This is a genomic window from Agromyces bracchium (genome assembly GCF_009709675.1).
GTDB classification, from domain to species: Bacteria; Actinomycetota; Actinomycetes; order Actinomycetales; family Microbacteriaceae; genus Agromyces; species Agromyces bracchium.
The window spans coordinates 16,026-32,295 of sequence record NZ_WMLB01000027.1 but is presented as its reverse complement, the minus strand read 5'-3'; the positions used below and the strand labels follow the sequence as shown (position 1 = coordinate 32,295).

Here is a 16,270-nt window from a genome sequence, read left to right as displayed (position 1 = left end):
CCGCCGGGCCACGCCCTGCCCGATCGCGCAGCCACGACTACCCACCCGCACGCACCGACAGACTGCACGTCGAGGCACGCGCGCGCGGACGCTGGAACCACGTGATCCAGCGAAGGAGCCTCCGATGCCCACCTACCTCTCTCCCGGTGTGTACGTGCAGGAGATCGAGGCCGGCACCCGGCCGATCGAGGGCGTCGGCACCGCCGTCGCCGCGTTCATCGGCCTGGCGCCGAAGGGCCCCGAGAATGCGCCCACCCTCGTGTCCAACTGGACCCAGTACGTCGAGAAGTTCGGCGGCCTGGTCGAGGGCGCGTACCTGGCCTATGCCGTCTACGGCTACTTCCTGAACGGTGGCGGCAACTGCTACGTCGTGCGGATCGGCGCCGGTTCGGGCGACGGCGGCGGCAAGGGCCGCAAGGGCGGCCAGAAGCAGCTTCCGGCCGGCCCGCAGACGGCGAAGATCGGCAACTACGTCTTCACCGCGAAGAACGCGTCGCCGAACGCGAAGCCCGTCAAGGTCGAGGTGAGCGACACCGAGGCCGAGGGCGCCGAGGAGGGCAGCTTCAAGATCGCCGTGACCGTCGAGGGCCGCTCGCCCGAGGTGTACGACGGCGTGTCGGCGAGCCCGGCGAGCCCGAACTTCGTCGTGACGAAGCTCGCGGAGTCGAAGGCGGTCGTCGTCGAGGAGGCGGACGCCGCGGCCGGTGCCATCCGCCCGCAGAACGGCACCTTCGACCTCGAAGTGCCCGAACCGGAGGAGCAGCCCGTCGTGCACGAGGGGCTCGCCGCCTCGGACTACATCGGCGATTCGGCCGACCGCACCGGCTTCAGCGGCCTCGAGGAGGTCGAGGAGGTCACGATGGTCGCGATCCCCGACCTGATGGCCGCGTTCCAGCAGGGCGCGATCGACCTGAAGACGGTGAAGGCCGTGCAGCTCGCCGTGATCGCCCACTGCGAACTCATGGGCGACCGCATGGCGATCCTCGACCCGCCGCCCGAATTGTCGGCGCAGGGCGTCGTCGAGTGGCGGCGCAACGACGCCGGCTACGACTCGAAGTTCGCGGCGCTGTACTACCCGTGGTTCACGGTGCTCGATCCCGCGACCGGCACGAACCGCTACGTGCCTCCGTCGGGGCACATGGCCGGGCTCTGGGCGCGCAACGACAGCGAGCGCGGCGTGCACAAGGCGCCGGCGAACGAGGTCGTCCGGGGCGCCGTCGAACTGCAGACCCAGCTCACCCGCACCGAGCAGGAACTGCTGAACCCCATCGGCGTGAACGCCATCCGCAGCTTCCCCGGCCGCGGCATCCGGGTCTGGGGCGCACGCACGCTCTCGAGCGACTCCGCCTGGAGGTACGTCAACATCCGGCGGCTCTTCAACTACCTCGAGAAGTCGATCCTCAACGCCACGCAGTTCGCGGTGTTCGAGCCGAACGACCCGGCGCTCTGGGGCAAGCTCACCCGCTCGATCTCGGCGTTCCTGATCGGCGAGTGGCGCAAGGGCGCGCTCTTCGGTCGCACGCCCGACGAGGCGTTCTTCGTCAAGTGCGACGACGAGACCAACCCCGCCGACGTCATCGACTCGGGACAGGTCGTCTGCCAGATCGGCGTCGCGCCCGTGAAGCCGGCGGAGTTCGTCGTCTTCCAGCTGTCGCAGTTCTCGGGCGGCACGAGCCTCGTGACCGAGTGACCGCGGGAGCGACCAGGACCACCATCCCACCCGGACCACCATCCGACCGAACCGAACCCAGGAGCACGCCATGGCACTCGCCGATTCCTTCGACTCCTCACCGGCCTACGCCTTCAAGGTCACCATCGACGGCATCGAGATCCCGAAGGTCACCGAGGTCACCGGCCTCAAGAACGAGGTCGACAAGATCGAGCTGAAGCAGCAGCTCGCCGACGGCAAGTACGTGGCCCGCCAGCTCATCGGTCGCGCGAAGACGGGGGAGTTCACGGTCACCCGCGGCCTCACCGAGTCCAAGACGATCAGCGACTGGCTGAAGGTCGTCATGAACGGCGACGTCGCCGGCGCGCGCAAGAACGCCTCGGTCGAACTGCTCGACTACCAGGGCGGCACCCTCAAGAAGTACGAGTTCCGCAACTGCTGGGTTCGCTCGGTGGAGATCAACTCGCTGAAGGCGGGCGCGACCGAGCAGGCGACCGAGAAGTTCACCGTCTGCTTCGACGAGTCCGAGGTGACCTGATGCAGCGGGTCATCGCGACGATGCCGAGCACGGCGGCATCCGGCACCGAGGATGCGCCGGAGTCGCCGGGCGCTCAGGGCCTCGGGGCGGCCGACGACGGCGTCATGCGCACCGAGTTCGCGTTCGAGCTCCCGCGCGGCTACGTCGGCCAGGACGGCACGGTGCACCGACGCGGGGTCATGCGCCTCGCCACGGCGCGCGACGAGTTGCTGCCGCTGTACGACGCCCGCGTGCAGGAGAATGCCGCGTTCACGACGGTGGTGCTCCTCGGCCGCGTGATCACCTCGCTCGGCACCCTGCCGTCGGTCGACGGCTCGGTGATCGAGAACATGTTCGCGTCGGATGTCGCGTTCCTGCAGGACTTCTACCGGCGCATCAACGCCGAGGGGCACACCCGGATCGCCGTGACCTGCCCCGAGTGCTCGCACCGGTTCACGGCCGACCTCGCGGGTGGGCGCCTGGGGGAATCATGACGTACCCGGCCGACCGCATCCATGAGGAGGTCGCGTACGTCGCCTATCACTTCCACTGGTCGCTCGACGACATCCTCGACATGGAGCACGCGTCGCGAAAGCGCTACGTGCAGGAGATCGCGGCGATCAACACCCGGCTGAACGAGGGCGGTTGAGCGGTGCGGTGGCCGTGGCAGCGAACCGGACGCGCGGGCACGGCTGCGGCCGACCCGGCGATGACGGATGCCTCGGGCCCCGCGCGCACGTCGGATGCCCCTGTCTCGGCTCCGGCTCCGGCCCCGGCCGGCTGGGCCTTCCTGCCGCCGCTGCAGCGTGAGGTCGGCGGCTCCCCGCCCGCGACGTTGCGGACGGGGTTCGTCGATGGGCTGCCGACGAGGGTCGTGCCGTCGTCGCTCGGCACGATGGGACACCTCGTCGACGGTCGCGCGCCCGCCGGAACCGTCGCCGTCGACGACGCGGCGCTCGGCGTGCCGATCCAGCGCGCGACGGCGGTCGACCTGCCGTTGCGGCCGGCGCGACCGGCCGGCGGCGCGGGGTCGGGTCGTCAGCCGGTTCCCGCGGTCGGCGTCCAGCGCGCCGCCGTGGGTGAGACGCCGGTGGCGGATGTCGCGGAGGCGACGGATGCCGCGGCTGCGACGGAGGTCACAGGGGCCACGGATGCCGCGGCGGTGACGGATGCCGCGGAAGCGACGGGCTTCGCGGGCCCGATCGCCCGGTCGGATGCGCTCGCGACGAGCGCGGCGGTTGCGTCGGCGGAGCCGGAACCGCCGCCCGCGGCGGAACCGGCGATCGATGCCCCGACGCTCGGCGCGGGGTCGGGCGCGGATCACGGCGCGACCGGGGCGGCCAGCGCCGCGGATCTCGACCGCGGCGCTCGCGGCGACAGCCTGCCGGTGACGGGATCCTCCCCGCGGGGAGCCGGCGCGGCCGGCCACGGTGCGGTCGACCTCCCCGTGCAGCGCGCGACCGCCGCGAGCAACGACCAGGCCGGCCACCTCCCCGCCGCCCACCAGCACTCCGCCGACGAGCACTCCGCGCACGACCACGCCGCCGGCGATCGGCCGCCGGGCCATACCGACGAGGCGATCGGGTCGGGCGAGAGGTCGGGCGAGCGCGCGGCTCCGACCATCGCGTCCCGGTCCATCGATCGACCGTCGCTGCCGCCGACCGCCTCGCCGACGGTGGCACCGGTACCGCCGCCTGAGCCGCGCCGGCCGGGCCTGGGCGCGCCGCTCGCCCCTTCCGCGGTCCAGCGCCTCGCCGAGTCGAGCGACCTCCGCTCGATGGCCGACGTGCTCGGCGCCGGGGCCGGCCCCGACGACGCGGACCGACCGTCGGCGGCGCTCGAGCCAATCGCCGCGCCGGAGCATCCGCACGATCCGGACGAGGCGGTCGATGCCGGACCCGGCTTGCCCGCATCCGACGACGCAGCGCTTGAGGGGGCGCCGCTCGGCCGAGACGCGGCGAACGCGGACGCGCCGATCCTCGCCGACCGCGACCTCGCTGCGGGCGGCCCGGTCCCGACACCGTCGGACCTTCCGATGGAACCGCCTTCCAGTGCGGACCTGACCGTCGCCACGGGACCGCGGGCAGCCGATGGGGTCTCTTCGACGCCCGGCGCACCATCGCATGCGCCGACGGTCGCCCGGGCCGCCGAGGTTCCGGGGCCCCCGCTGACCGGCATCTCGGGCACACGCCGCGGCGACACCGCGTTCGTGCAGCGACGCACCCGGCTCGACGCCCTCGCCGACGCAGGCGACGCGCAGCACGCGCCCCTCGCGATGACCTCGCTCACCCCGGCGCGGCGCATCGTGCCGGCGCTGGGCGCATCGACGCGCGGCCCTGCGGCGTCATCACGCGTCGTCGCGGCGCGCGTGATCGCACCGGACGCAGGACCTTCGGCGCACGTGCAACGCGACCTCCAGCCCGGCGAGGCACCGGGCGCTCGCACGAACCGCGTGCCCGGCCCCGCCGAAGCGTTCGACGGAGCCCGATCGACGCCTCACCCCGGCGCGGGCGCGACCGGCGATGCGGGTCCGTCCGTGCCGCTTCCGACGGCCGAGTCGTACGGGTCCGCCCGCGCCGAGGCATCCGCCGCCTGGGCCACGGCGACGGATGTCACGGCACAGCGATCCGCCGCGGGCGCCGCGCGTCGCACCGGATCCGCGCCCGCGACGTCAGCGCCCCGCGGGTCGCTCGCGGTGCAGCGCTTCGGCCTGCCGTCGATGCCGAGCGCGAGCGACCTCCCCGACCTCTCGACGCTCCGCCGACGCGTGCCCGACATGCCCGACCTGCCCGACGTGTCCGACCTCTCCGAGGCCGCGGGCGACGCGAGGTCGCGTGCCGAGCAGGCCGCGTCGGGCGCGATCGCGACGGCCCGCGAGGCGGTCCCGAGCGCATCCGAGCTCCGCGAGCGCGCCGAGCAGGCGGCCGGCGAGGCGGGCGGGGCCGCCGCGTCGGCGCTCGGCGGTGCCGCGGCCGCCGCCGGAGCGGCACTCGGCGCAGGGGCGACCGGGCCGGGAGAGGTGGAACAGCTCGTGCGGCGGCTGTACGGACCGCTGGTCCGGCGCATCAAGGCGGAGCTCCTGCTCGATCGCGAGCGCCGAGGCATCCGCATCGATGGGATCTGACGGTCGACGCCGACGCGTCGACGTGACCTGAACGAAGGAGGCGACATGCTCACCGACACCGAGATCGCCGTCGGCGTGCACTACCTCGTGCACCTCGACGAGCACGACCTGGGGGAGTTCTCCACCTGCGACGGCCTGGGCGTCGAGGTCGTGCTCGAGACGCGGGAGGAGGGCGGCGCCAACGGGTTCATCTGGCAGTTCCCGACCCGCCTGAAGTACCCGAACATCAAGCTCTCACGGCCCGTCAGCAAGGACACGGCCGACGCGGTCGTGAACTGGGTCGTCTCGGCGGTGAGCGCGCCGTCGCGCGGCACGGGGCGCATCGAGATCCGCAGCGCCGACAACAAGCCGGTCGCCGCCTACGACCTGCACGACGTGATCCCCGTGCGGTGGACGGGCCCGGCCCTGAACCCCGACCAGCCCAAGGTGCTCACCGAGACCCTCGAGATCGCCCACAACGGCTTCGTCCGCACGGGCTCGACGTACTGAAGGCGCCGACATGCCGATCACGACCACCGCATCCGACACGACGAACCTCGTGCACGCCGCCATCGACGTGCACGAGCCCGGCCAGAAGCCCGGCAAGGTCGGCGCGAAGATCACGACCATCGACTTCCAGCTCAACCCGAAGGAGCTGACGGTCGCCAAATCGGCGAAGTGGGAGAGCAAGAGCCAGAAGAAGTCGGCCTCGGCGCCGCCGACGACCTACCAGGGGCCCGACCCGCAGAAGATGAGCGTCGAGATGTACTTCGACGAGACGCGGCAGCGCGACGGCAGCGTGGTCAAGCGGGTCGAGGCGCTGTTCGAGGCCTGCACGCCCACGAGCGCGTCCGTCGACGGCAACCGCCCGTCGGCGCCGTGGGTGAAGTTCCGCTGGGGCGTGCTCACGGGCTTCGTCGGGTACATCAAGAGCGTCTCGGCCAAGTACACGCTGTTCTCGCCCGACGGCACGCCGCTCCGCGCCGTGTGCACGGTCGCGCTCGAGGAGCTCGCGAACGAGCCGTCGAAGCAGAACCCGACCTCGGGCGGCCTGCTGCCGCGGCACTCCCACGTCGTGCGCGCGGGCGACTCGCTCGCGGCGATCGCGTACGCCGAGTACGGCGATCCCGCCCGCTGGCGCGAACTCGCCGAGGTCAACGGGATCGATGATCCGCTCCGGCTCCGGCCGGGCGTCACCGTGCTGATCCCGACGCTCGAGGAGCTCACGCACGCGGACGGCCGCATGATCGCGAGGAAGGAGATCGCCCGTGCCCTCGTCCGTTGACGCCTACACGAGCCTCATCCTCGTCTCGGTGGCCGGGTCGCCGTTGCCGACCGAGGTCTCGGCGGTGCTCGAGCGCAGTCGGGTGACGGATGCCGCGAACCTGCCCGATTCGTTCGAACTGGAGTTCCTGGACTCCGCCGGGACCGTGCTGTCGCAGGCCGGCTTCGAGATCGGGGCGAAGGTCGTGATCGACGTGTCGCAGAACGGCGCGGACGGGCAGCGGAAGCTCCTCGAGGGCGAGGTGACCGCGCTCGACCGCGAGGACCTGGCCGGCGAGCTCCGCACGAGGGTCCGCGGGCTCGACGCCTCGCACCGGCTGTTCCGCGGGCGGCGGATCGCCGCGTACGTCGACATGTCGACGGCCGACATCGTGCGCAAGGTCGCCGAGCGGGCCGGCCTGACGGCCGGGACGATCTCGGGCCCGCCGACGGTGCGGGCGCACACCACGCAGGACAACGTCAGCGACTGGGTGTTCCTGAAGCGACTGGCGGATGACTCGGGCTGCGTGTTCGCCGTCACCGAGGGGCGTCTCGACTTCGGGCCCCCGACGACCGCGTCATCCGCGTCGGGCGGATCGGCCACGGCGGTCGACGACCCGATCGTCATCGAGCACGGGCGCAACATCGTGTACCTGCATTCGACGATCACGAGCGCGGAGCAGGTGCCGGAGGTCGAGGTCCGCGGCTGGGACGTCGCGGCGAAGGAGAAGGTCGTGTCGACCGCACCGGCGAAGACCGAGTCGGCCGAGCTGCCCACGCTCGACCCGGTGAAGGTGGCGAACGTGTTCTCGAGCCCCCCGTACGTGAGCGGGGCGGGCACGGGTTCGCAGCAGCCGCAGGACCGGCTCGCGACGTCGCTCTCGGCGCGCATCGCCGGCGGGTTCGCGGAGATCGAGGCGCAGATCCTCGGCAACCCCGGGATCCGCTCGGGCACGGCGGTGCGGCTGCAGGGCTTCGGGGCGCCGTTCGACGGGCGGTACGTCGTGACCGAGTCGCGGCACGAGTTCACCGCCGAGCAGGGCTACACGACCTCGTTCACCGTGAGCGACGCGTCGGACCGCTCGCTCCTCGGGGCGGGCACGAGGCCGGATCGGGGCTCGGCCGCCACGATGACGGGCGTCGTCAGCGCACTCGTCAGCGACGTCCAGGGCGGCGGGGCGGAGGAGGAGGGTCGGGTCAAGCTGACCTTTCCGATCCTCTCGGACGACTACGTGAGCGGATGGGCCCGGGTCGTGCAGGTCGGTGCCGGCGGCGAGCGGGGCTCGATGGTGCTGCCGGAAGTCGGCGACGAGGTGCTCGTGGCGTTCGAGGCGGGCTCGTTCGACCGGCCGGTGGTGCTCGGCGGGCTCTACAACGGCCTCGACGCGCCGCATGGCGGCTGGGCGCCCGCCGTCGAGTCGGGTTCGGTGGTCCGGCGCAGCTTCACGTCGCGTACGGGCATGGTGCTCGAGTTCGTCGAGCGCGCGGGCGAGGAGTTCGTCCGGGTGTCGACCAACGAGGGCAGCCAGCACGTGACCCTCACCCAGACCGCCGAGAAGGGCATCCGCATCATCGCCGCCGGACCTGTCGAGGTCACCGCCGAACGCGACGCGACGGTCACCGCGACCGGCGACGTGTCGGTCTCGGGAACCAAGGTCGAGGTCGCGGCGAAGTCGGAGCTGAAGCTGTCGGGGCCCAAGGTCACGATCGAGGGTGCGACCTCGCTCGACCTCAGCGGCGCGAAGGTCTCGCTCACGGGCAAGGCGTCCGCGCAGCTGTCGTCGTCGGGGTCGACGGTCGTGTCGGGCAGCCTCGTGAAGATCAACTGAGTGCCAGTCGGAGGTCGGGATGTCGCAGGAGTTCGTCGGACGGGGATGGTCGTACCCCGTCCATGCCGACACGGGCGGGCGCATCGCCCTCTCGTCGGGCGACCGCGAGATCGAGGAGAGCATCCGCCTGATCCTCGCGACCTCGCCCGGCGAGCGGCCCATGCGGCCGGAGTTCGGGTGCGCCGTGCACGAGTACGCGTTCGCACCGGCGGATGCCGCGACGGCCGGCGCGGTGGGCGATGCCGTGCGCACGGCACTGCGCCAGTGGGAGCCCCGGATCGACGTCACGCGCGTGGCGGTGTCGTTCGTGCGCGCCGACGAGGGCCTGCTCCTGATCGACATCGGCTACTCCATCCGCGGTTCGAACGACCCGCGCAACCTCGTCTTCCCGTTCTACGTGATTCCCGAGCGCGCATCGGAGGCGACATCATGAGCCTGCCAGCACCCAACCTCGACGACCGACGGTTCCAGGACCTCGTCGACGACGCGAAACGGCTCGTCGCGCTGCGCTGCCCCGACTGGTCGGACCACAACGTCTCGGATCCCGGTGTCACGCTGATCGAGGCGTTCGCCTACATGACCGACGAGCTCTTCTACCGCCTCAACCGCGTGCCCGACAAGCTCTACGTCGCCTTCCTCGACCTGATCGGGACCTCGCTCTACCCGCCGACCCCCGCCACTGCCGACGTCGTCATGTGGCTCGCGGCGCCGCGCACCGACACCGTCGTGGTGCCGGCGCGCACCGAGGTCGGCACGCCCCGGAACGAGCAGACCGAGTCCGTGGTGTTCCAGACCACCGACGAGCTGCAGATCCCGCCGCGGAAGCTCGCGCACGTGGGCACCCGATCGGGCGACGCGACGACGATCCGCGGGCCGCGGCTCCGTTCGGACCCGATCGAGGCCTTCTCGACGCCGCCGAAGATCGGCGACGAGCTCCTGATCGGCCTCGACCAGCCGGCCCCGGGTCTCGCGATCGCCATCCGGCTCGACTGCGCCGTCCGCGGCGTCGGCGTCGATCCGCTCGATCCGCCGATCGTGTGGGAGTCGTGGAACGGCTCCGGATGGTCGGCCTGCGACCTCGTCGTGGATCACACGGGGGGCCTCAACCAGGCCGGCGAGGTGCGGGTGATCGTCGGCCGCGACCACGTGGCATCCGTCATCGGCGACGAGAACGCCGGATGGATCAGGTGCCGCATCGTCGAACGCGAGGAAGGCGTACCGAAGTACAAGCAACCGCCGCTCGTGCGCGAGGCGTCGGCTGACACGGTCGGCGGCGTCGCCGTCGCGCTGCACGCACGGACGATCGACGAGGAGATCCTCGGACTCTCCGAGGGCGTGCCCGGGCAGGCGTTCTCGCTCGAGAAGCGGCCCGTCGTCGACGACGGCGACGCGTTCGTCGTCGAGGTCGGCTCGGGGAGCGGATGGCAGGAGTGGGCCGAGGTCGACTCGTTCGCCGGGTCCGGCGAGACCGACCGGCACGTCGTCGTCGATCGTTCGACGGGCACGGTGTCGTTCCCGCCCGCGGTGCGCGAGCCCGACGGGAGCCTCCGCCGCTACGGCGCGGTGCCGCCGAAGGGCGCGCCCCTGCGCGTGCCGCGGTATCGCGTCGGAGGAGGCCGCGACGGGAACGTCTCGGCGGGCAGCCTGTCGGTGCTCCGTTCGACGGTGCCGTTCGTGAAGGGGGCGGTGAACCGGAAGGCGGCGCACGACGGCACCGACGCCGAGACCATCGACGAGGCGAAGGTGCGCGGCCCGCTCGTGCTGCGGACGCGCGACCGCGCGGTGACGCTCGGCGACTTCGAGCAGCTCGCCAAGCGCGCTGCGCCGGGCGTCGGCCGGACGCAGGCGTTCCCGGTCGACGACGGCGGCGGCGCCGGGGTCCGGCTCCTCGTCGTGCCCACCGTCGCGGTCGGCCCGGACGGGCGGATCGACTACGCCGACCTCCAGCCCGGCCCGGAGCTGCTCGAGGCGATCTCCGACGACCTCGAGATGCGGCGGATCGCCGGCACGCGCCTCGTCATCGAGCCGCCCGAGTACCGCGGTGTGATCGTGGCGGCGCAGATGGTCGCGCGGCCCAGGGTGGCCGTCAAGCGGCTGCAGGCCGAGGCGCTCGCGACGCTGTACCGGCACTTCGACCCGATCCGGGGCGGCAACGACGGCAACGGATGGCCGTTCGGTCGCCCGGTGCTCGCGGGCGAGGTGTACGCGGTTCTGCAGTCCCTGCCCGGTGCGGAGCTGGTCGAGGAGGTGCTGCTCTTCGAGGCGGACCCGGTCACGGGCGAGCGCGGCGAGCCGGTGCAGCGGATCATCCTCGGACCGACCTCGCTCGTGCACGGCTTCGGGCACAGCATCCGGGTGACGTCGGGGGTGTGACCATGCGCGGAATCGTGCACGATCGCATCAACCGGCAGCCGCTGGCGAACCCGGTGCCGATCGGTTCGCGGCTGCCGGGGATCCTGCAGGAGGACCAGTTCCTCATGCAGTGGATCCGCGCGTTCGACGACTCGATCGCGCCGGTCTACGCGGTGCTCGACAGCCTGGACTCCTACGTCCGGCCGGAGTACGCCCCCGCCGACTTCCTCGACTGGCTCGCGGGGTGGGTCGACGTCGCGCTCGACGACGCGTGGTCGGAGGAGCAGCGGCGCTCGATCGTCGCCGGGGCCGCGGCGTTGCACCGTCGCGCGGGGACGCCCGACGGTATCCGCGGGGCGCTGCGGCTGGCGGCCGGGCCCGACGCCGAGGTCGAGCTCGAGGAGTCGGGGGCGACGGCGTGGTCGCCCACGCCGGGGGCTCCGCTGCCGGGCTCCGACGAATTGCGCCTCGCGATCACGATCACGGTGCCGAAGGGCGACCGGGCCGAACTCGAGCGGCGCCTCGAGCGGGTCGCGGCGGCCGTGGTGCCGGCGCACCTGCCCGTCGAGCTGACCGTGGTGGTCGCGGGCTGAGCCGCCGGCCGGGCTGTCGGCCGGGCTGTGGGGCGAACCCGTCGAGCGGATGCCGCGCCGCCGGCCTTGCCCCTGCCGGCCCGCTCAGTCGACCCCCAGCTCGACCCGCATGCGGCGATACCCCTCGGCCGCGCGTTCGGCGGCGAGCACGTCGCCGGAGCGGCGCTGCACCTCGACGAGCGTGCGCCACGCCTCGTCGAGCCACGGGTTGATCTCGACCGCCCTGGTCGCCGTCTCGACCGCGGCGCGCGCGGAGCCCAGGCGGAGTTCGAGGTGTGCGAGCGAGGCCGCGGCCTCGGACGCGCGCAGCCGGTAGCGCTCCCGAGCGCCGGTCACCCACTCGGCCGGGCCGTCCTCGGGGAGTACGTCGCCCGTGTACCGGTCGAGCGCGGCCCGGAGGTCGTGCGCCGTCGACTCCGCATCGCGTCGACGCTTGGCCGCCGCGGCATCCGCGAGGTGGTCGTCGAAGTCGGCGAGGTCGCAGTCGCGACGATCGACGATGCCGAGCCGGTACGCCTCGCCGACGCGTTCGACGATCGAGCTGTCCTCGTCGGCGCGCGGGCGGGGGAGTGCGCGCCGCAGGCTCGACACGCTCACGTGCAGCGCGTGCACCGCCGAGTCGGTGCCGAGGTCGCCCCAGAGGATGTCGGCGATGAGCTCGCGGTGGACGGGGGCGCCCGAGTTGAGCGCGAGCATCCGGAGGAGGGCGCGGGCCTGCGGTCGCACCCGCCGGAGGTCGATCTCGGCGCCGTCGGCGCGCAGGTGGAAGCCCCCGAAGCACTGCACCGTCAGGCGCGGAAGGCGCGAACCGGTGGCCCCGCCCCATCCACCGTCGGCGGGGTGCGGCTGCCGCGCGACGGCGTCGGCGACGAGCGAGGGCAGTCGGGGCAACCCGGTGTCGAGCGCGCGACGGCGCCACGCGGCACGCGTGCCCGCAGACGCGCTCGCTCGTTCGGGTGCCAGGGCCTGCGCGATCTCGAGCAGCGCGTGGGCACCCTCGACTCCGGACGCCCGCACGCACCCGTCGGCCTCGACGATGAGCTCGCGCGTGTGCGTCGAACCCGATGCCGCTGCGGCGAGCGCGCCGCACGACCTCGCCCAGGCCGCGACATCCGCGTGGCCGAGCCGGTCGAACCGGTCGGCGACGGCCGACGTGTCGGCGCTCGTCGCCTGCCCGCGGCGGATCCGCACGACGAGGTCGATGCCCGAGACCGCCGCCGCGGCCAGCGCGTCCCGATCTGCGTCGGCCGACGCGACGACCGAGCGCACCGCGGCGTGCGGCAGGCCCGCGATCGCCGCGATCGCTCCCTGGCAGAGGCGCGCCAGCCGCGGGTCCGCCGACTCGACGCACTCGCGTTCGAGCGCCGCCAGCGCGTCGAGCGTCTGGTCGCTCGGGGCGATCGGCTCGCGGATGACGAGCAGCGCGAGGCGCGCCGCGCGCGCCTGCGACGGGTCGCCGCCGTCGACGATGCGGCGGAGGAACGGGATCGCCCCGACGACGTCGCCGCGGCGCAGGCGCGCGAGGGCCGCGTCGAACGGGTCGCCGACGGGCGCCGGCGAGCGCGGCGGTGCGGGTGCGGCGTCGGCGGGGGCGGTGGGCGCCGCGGGTGCCGTCCGGGTCACCGCAGCGGCGGCGGACGGCGGGATCACCATCGCCGCCCGAGCGTCGACGTCGGTGTCGGCAACGGCGCCGGCCGCGAGCGCGCGGCACGCCGCGAGGTGGCGCCGGAACACCGGCGGCAGGATGCGACGGCCGAGGACGACCTCGTGCATGACGGCCCCCGCCTCCATCGCACTGAGCAGTCGGCCGGCGGCGGATGCCCCGAGCACCCGCGCGCACGCGGCGAACTCGAGCCGCGGCAGCGGGCCGACCTCCTCGAGGGATCGTTGCAGATCCAGCGGCAGCGCCTCGATCGCGGCCTCGAGGGTTCCGGCGGCGAAGTCGGTCGCCAGGTCGGACTCGACCATCGCCTCGAGGGCGTCGGGGTCGACCCGGCGGGCGCGCTGCGCCAGCAACTCGACGAGTGCGGGCCAGCCCGCCGTCTCGCGGACGACCCGCGACGCGCAGCCGAGACCGAGCGGCCGGCCGACGACCTCGGCGAACCGCACCGCGACCTCGTCGATGCGCAATGCGAGCTCGGGCGCGGTGATCGTCGCGGTCCGGTCGGCCGCCGCATGGACAATCATCGGTGGCAATGGCACCCGTGAGGCGAGCACGAGCCGCGGCATCCGTTCTCGACTGCCGACCAGGCTCGCGAGCAGCGGCTCGGCGGGCGTGCCGAGCACGGACTCGACGTCGTCGAGCGCAATGGTCGTCGCGCCGTCGGCCGAGGCATCCGCGATCGCCGCCCGCAGTCGCCCGGGGTCGCCGAAGGTGGCGTCGACGGGGACGACCGCGGTGCCGCCGAGTTCGGATTCGAGCCGCGCGAGGAGCGTGGACTTGCCCGCGCCGACGGGCGCGACGACGAACACGCGGCCGGCGAGCAGGCGGGAGATCAACCGACCCGGGATCCTCCCCCCGGGCGGCCGCGCGTCGTGTCCCGTGCTCGCCATGGTGCACTGCCGGTTCCCTCGCCATGCTCCCGCAACGGATCCCCGGTCCGCAATCACGGCATGGTCGATGTTCCGCTTCCTGCGTACCGGGGTGCCGGCTCGGTCGCCTCCGTGCGGTCCCTGAAGTCCTGTCGTCGGTCGACGAGTGCGTTCCCGCTCGCGGCGACGGATGCCTCGATCCGCGGTCGCTCGGGCGATAGCATGGCGGCCGGACCCACCTCCCCGCACCCGAACCGGAGCAGCCCCGCCATGAGCGCCCAGACGCCCCCGCCCCTCCCGCCCGCGCCTCCGGCCCCGCCCGTGGCGCAGCCCGAGGCTCCGACGCTGCCGTACGGCACGGCGCCGCTCGTGGCGCCTGCGGCGCCCGGCCCCGTGGCATCCGCCCCAGTGGCGACCGGCCCGGCGGCGCCCGGCCCCGTGGCATCCGCCTCTGCCGTCTCTGCATACGGCGCGCCGACCTATGGCGTTTACGGCGCCCCGGCGGCCGGATCCGGGTATCCCGCCGCGCCCGCCCCCTGGGTTCCACCCGTCACCGCCCCGCAGAACGTGCTGGCGTGGGTCGCGTTCGGGCTCGGGCTCGGCGCGCTGCTCCTCGGCCCGCTCAGCTCGGTCGCCGCGATCGTGTGCGGCCACATCGCCCGCTCGCAGATCCGTCGCACCGGCGAGCAGGGCGCCGGCGCCGCGCTGACGGGCCTCATCTTCGGCTACGTCCTGGGCATCGGAATGCTGATCGGCATCGTGCTCTACGTGCTCTTCTTCGTGGCCGTCTTCGCGGGCGCCGCATACACGTCGGGCGTGCCGTCGAGCCTCTGATCGAAGCCCCGGCCGCCGATTTAACGCACGCGCTGCGAGGTGATATTCTCGTGTGGTTGCCGCGACAGCGGCACCTGCCCCGATAGCTCAGTGGTAGAGCACTTCCATGGTAAGGAAGGGGTCGTCAGTTCAATCCTGACTCGGGGCTCTGGTTCCTCCGGTTTCCGGAGAAGCCTCGCGGCGGGGTAGCTCAGGTGGTTAGAGCACACGGCTCATAATCGTGGTGTCGCGGGTTCGAGTCCCGCCCTCGCTACAACAGCAGAATCTCGCGGATCTCAGGCCGTTCCGGCCGATCATAAGCCGCTCGTCGCGAGTCGCGTGACCACATCCTGACCACATCTGAGCCTGATCGAATGTGATTCAGGTGAGCGGATGTGATCGACGATGCCTGACTTCGCGGCCCGCGAGCACGTCAGTTGAGCGCGCTGAGGGCGCGTGACGCCGCCTCATCCAGTCGGACTGCGACGGCGTCCAGATCGTCGTCGAAGAGATCCGAGTAGGTGTCGAGCGTCATCGCTGCCGAGGCGTGCCCCAGCATTCGCTGCACCGCCTTCACGTTGGCGCCAGACGAGACCGCCAGACTCGCGGCCGTATGCCTGAGATCGTGAATGGTCATCGTCTTCAACTCGGCGGCCACGAGCGCTCGATCGAACCACGAGTTCTCCCGAACCGTGGGCGTGGTGAGGTGGTTCCCGTACTTGTCAGGGAAGACCAGGACAGCGTCCTCTCGGTTCGCGCAACGTTCGGCGAGCGGCTCGGTGAGGAACGCTGGGAAGGGCACGACGCGCCGCTTGTGCGTCTTGGGAGTGCCGACGACGACCTGACCGCCGACGCGAACCGCGTTAACACTTATGGCAAGCCGCCGGCGGCGGAGATCCACGTCCCCTACACGGAGGCCACTGACCTCGCCCCAGCGAAGCCCGGTGTAGGCGAGGAGGCGAATGAGTGGTGCGTGGACGCCAGAGGCACCCGCGAGACGGTCGACTTCGAGGTGCGTCAGGTACACGTGCTCCTTGCTCACCTTTCGAGGTAGTCCCACGCCGCGCGCGGGATTCGACGGGATGCGCCGATCCTTCACCGCAGTGTCGAGGATGCCGGCGAGAACGCCGTAGCACCGGTGCACAAGTGCGGGCGACTTCGGCTTCGATCGTCCCGGCTCGCCGGAACTCAGCCGCGCGACCCAGTTCTGCACATTGCTGTGGCGGATGTCCGCCACAGCAATGCGCCCCCAGGTTGGCTCGACATGTAGCCGCCAGGCAGACTCTACGACGGCGGTCGATGATGGCTTCAGGTGAGTCTGCGACTTCAGCCACGCGGTGCCGAGGGCCGCAATGGTGACACGAGCGCTCGAGGGATCGATGAAGGTCCCGGCTGCCTTGCCCAGCTCGACGCTGGCCAGAAACAGCTCGGCCTCCTTCTTCGTCGTGAACCCACGCTTCGTGGTCTGCGAATGATCAGGCTTCCGATAGCGCACTCGGTATCTCTTGCCGGCCGCGCTCGAATACGGTTCAACCGTGCCCAATGTGTGGTCCCCTCCCAGGTTGCGTCTCCACCCTATGGGCCTCCCCGACCCGAGCG

The 16,270-nt window shown here is 72.5% G+C and carries 14 protein-coding genes and 2 tRNA genes; 14 read left to right on the top strand and 2 right to left on the bottom strand.

All coding sequences use genetic code 11. The annotated features are described in order from the left end of the window. Positions 1–124 precede the first annotated feature (124 nt). From GJ743_RS13555 to GJ743_RS13510, 11 genes are all read left to right on the top strand, one after another. Positions 125–1,690, top strand: a complete 1,566-nt coding sequence (locus tag GJ743_RS13555; protein WP_155052455.1) for a phage tail sheath family protein — start codon at positions 125–127, stop codon at positions 1,688–1,690. A gap of 70 nt (positions 1,691–1,760) precedes the next feature. Then, a complete protein-coding gene (locus tag GJ743_RS13550; RefSeq protein ID WP_155052454.1) occupies positions 1,761–2,207 on the top strand; it encodes a phage tail protein in 447 nt (148 codons plus the stop codon). After that, positions 2,207–2,680, top strand: coding sequence for a hypothetical protein (locus GJ743_RS13545; RefSeq protein ID WP_155052453.1), 474 nt, complete (start codon positions 2,207–2,209; stop codon positions 2,678–2,680). The genes GJ743_RS13550 and GJ743_RS13545 overlap by 1 nt, the downstream gene beginning before the upstream one ends. After that, positions 2,677–2,835, top strand: a complete 159-nt coding sequence (locus GJ743_RS19245) for a DUF6760 family protein (protein WP_196217003.1) — start codon at positions 2,677–2,679, stop codon at positions 2,833–2,835. The genes GJ743_RS13545 and GJ743_RS19245 overlap by 4 nt, the downstream gene beginning before the upstream one ends. Before the next feature lie 3 nt (positions 2,836–2,838). Beyond that, the gene (locus GJ743_RS13540; RefSeq protein WP_155052452.1) at positions 2,839–5,310 is read left to right on the top strand and encodes a hypothetical protein; all 2,472 of its coding nucleotides are present in this window, start codon (positions 2,839–2,841) and stop codon (positions 5,308–5,310) included. Between the two features lie 45 nt (positions 5,311–5,355). Continuing rightward, positions 5,356–5,799: a phage tail protein gene (locus tag GJ743_RS13535; protein WP_155052451.1), complete on the top strand. Its 444-nt coding sequence runs from the start codon at positions 5,356–5,358 to the stop codon at positions 5,797–5,799. A 10-nt stretch (positions 5,800–5,809) separates the two neighbouring features. Continuing rightward, positions 5,810–6,574, top strand: coding sequence for a CIS tube protein (locus tag GJ743_RS13530; protein ID WP_155052450.1), 765 nt, complete (start codon positions 5,810–5,812; stop codon positions 6,572–6,574). After that, positions 6,558–8,381, top strand: coding sequence for a VgrG-related protein (locus GJ743_RS13525; RefSeq protein ID WP_155052449.1), 1,824 nt, complete (start codon positions 6,558–6,560; stop codon positions 8,379–8,381). Before GJ743_RS13530 ends, GJ743_RS13525 begins: the two co-directional genes overlap by 17 nt. A gap of 19 nt (positions 8,382–8,400) precedes the next feature. Then, positions 8,401–8,814 carry a GPW/gp25 family protein gene (locus GJ743_RS13520; RefSeq protein ID WP_155052448.1) on the top strand — a complete coding sequence of 138 codons (414 nt, stop codon included), beginning with the start codon at positions 8,401–8,403 and terminating at the stop codon, positions 8,812–8,814. Next, the gene (locus GJ743_RS13515; RefSeq protein ID WP_155052447.1) at positions 8,811–10,754 is read left to right on the top strand and encodes a putative baseplate assembly protein; all 1,944 of its coding nucleotides are present in this window, start codon (positions 8,811–8,813) and stop codon (positions 10,752–10,754) included. Before GJ743_RS13520 ends, GJ743_RS13515 begins: the two co-directional genes overlap by 4 nt. 2 nt (positions 10,755–10,756) lie before the next feature. Continuing rightward, a complete protein-coding gene (locus tag GJ743_RS13510; RefSeq protein ID WP_155052446.1) occupies positions 10,757–11,326 on the top strand; it encodes a phage tail protein in 570 nt (189 codons plus the stop codon). An 84-nt stretch (positions 11,327–11,410) separates the two neighbouring features. Here the strand turns inward: GJ743_RS13510 and GJ743_RS13505 are convergent, their stop codons facing one another. Then, complete coding sequence (locus tag GJ743_RS13505) at positions 11,411–13,825, bottom strand: BTAD domain-containing putative transcriptional regulator (RefSeq protein ID WP_155052445.1); 2,415 nt, start codon at positions 13,823–13,825, stop codon at positions 11,411–11,413. 303 nt (positions 13,826–14,128) lie between these two features. On the opposite strand from GJ743_RS13505, the gene GJ743_RS13500 reads away from it, so the two are divergent. The 3 genes from GJ743_RS13500 to GJ743_RS13490 all read left to right on the top strand — a co-directional run bounded on the left by GJ743_RS13500 (position 14,129) and on the right by GJ743_RS13490 (position 14,945). Next, complete coding sequence (locus GJ743_RS13500) at positions 14,129–14,692, top strand: DUF4190 domain-containing protein (protein WP_155052444.1); 564 nt, start codon at positions 14,129–14,131, stop codon at positions 14,690–14,692. 76 nt (positions 14,693–14,768) lie between these two features. Continuing rightward, positions 14,769–14,840, top strand: a tRNA-Thr gene (locus tag GJ743_RS13495). Between the two features lie 31 nt (positions 14,841–14,871). After that, a tRNA-Met gene (locus tag GJ743_RS13490) sits at positions 14,872–14,945 on the top strand. A 159-nt stretch (positions 14,946–15,104) separates the two neighbouring features. On the opposite strand, the gene GJ743_RS13485 is transcribed toward GJ743_RS13490, so the two are convergent. After that, positions 15,105–16,166 carry a tyrosine-type recombinase/integrase gene (locus tag GJ743_RS13485; protein WP_328289183.1) on the bottom strand — a complete coding sequence of 354 codons (1,062 nt, stop codon included), beginning with the start codon at positions 16,164–16,166 and terminating at the stop codon, positions 15,105–15,107. Positions 16,167–16,270: the final 104 nt, after the last annotated feature.

Coding starts and splice junctions, on each gene's coding strand:
- GJ743_RS13520 (WP_155052448.1), top strand. CDS start 8,401: ATGTCGCAGGAGTTCGTCGGACGGGGATGGTCGTACCCCGTCCATGCC.
- GJ743_RS13550 (WP_155052454.1), top strand. CDS start 1,761: ATGGCACTCGCCGATTCCTTCGACTCCTCACCGGCCTACGCCTTCAAG.
- GJ743_RS13515 (WP_155052447.1), top strand. CDS start 8,811: ATGAGCCTGCCAGCACCCAACCTCGACGACCGACGGTTCCAGGACCTC.
- GJ743_RS13500 (WP_155052444.1), top strand. CDS start 14,129: ATGAGCGCCCAGACGCCCCCGCCCCTCCCGCCCGCGCCTCCGGCCCCG.
- GJ743_RS13510 (WP_155052446.1), top strand. CDS start 10,757: ATGCGCGGAATCGTGCACGATCGCATCAACCGGCAGCCGCTGGCGAAC.
- GJ743_RS19245 (WP_196217003.1), top strand. CDS start 2,677: ATGACGTACCCGGCCGACCGCATCCATGAGGAGGTCGCGTACGTCGCC.
- GJ743_RS13555 (WP_155052455.1), top strand. CDS start 125: ATGCCCACCTACCTCTCTCCCGGTGTGTACGTGCAGGAGATCGAGGCC.
- GJ743_RS13530 (WP_155052450.1), top strand. CDS start 5,810: ATGCCGATCACGACCACCGCATCCGACACGACGAACCTCGTGCACGCC.
- GJ743_RS13535 (WP_155052451.1), top strand. CDS start 5,356: ATGCTCACCGACACCGAGATCGCCGTCGGCGTGCACTACCTCGTGCAC.
- GJ743_RS13545 (WP_155052453.1), top strand. CDS start 2,207: ATGCAGCGGGTCATCGCGACGATGCCGAGCACGGCGGCATCCGGCACC.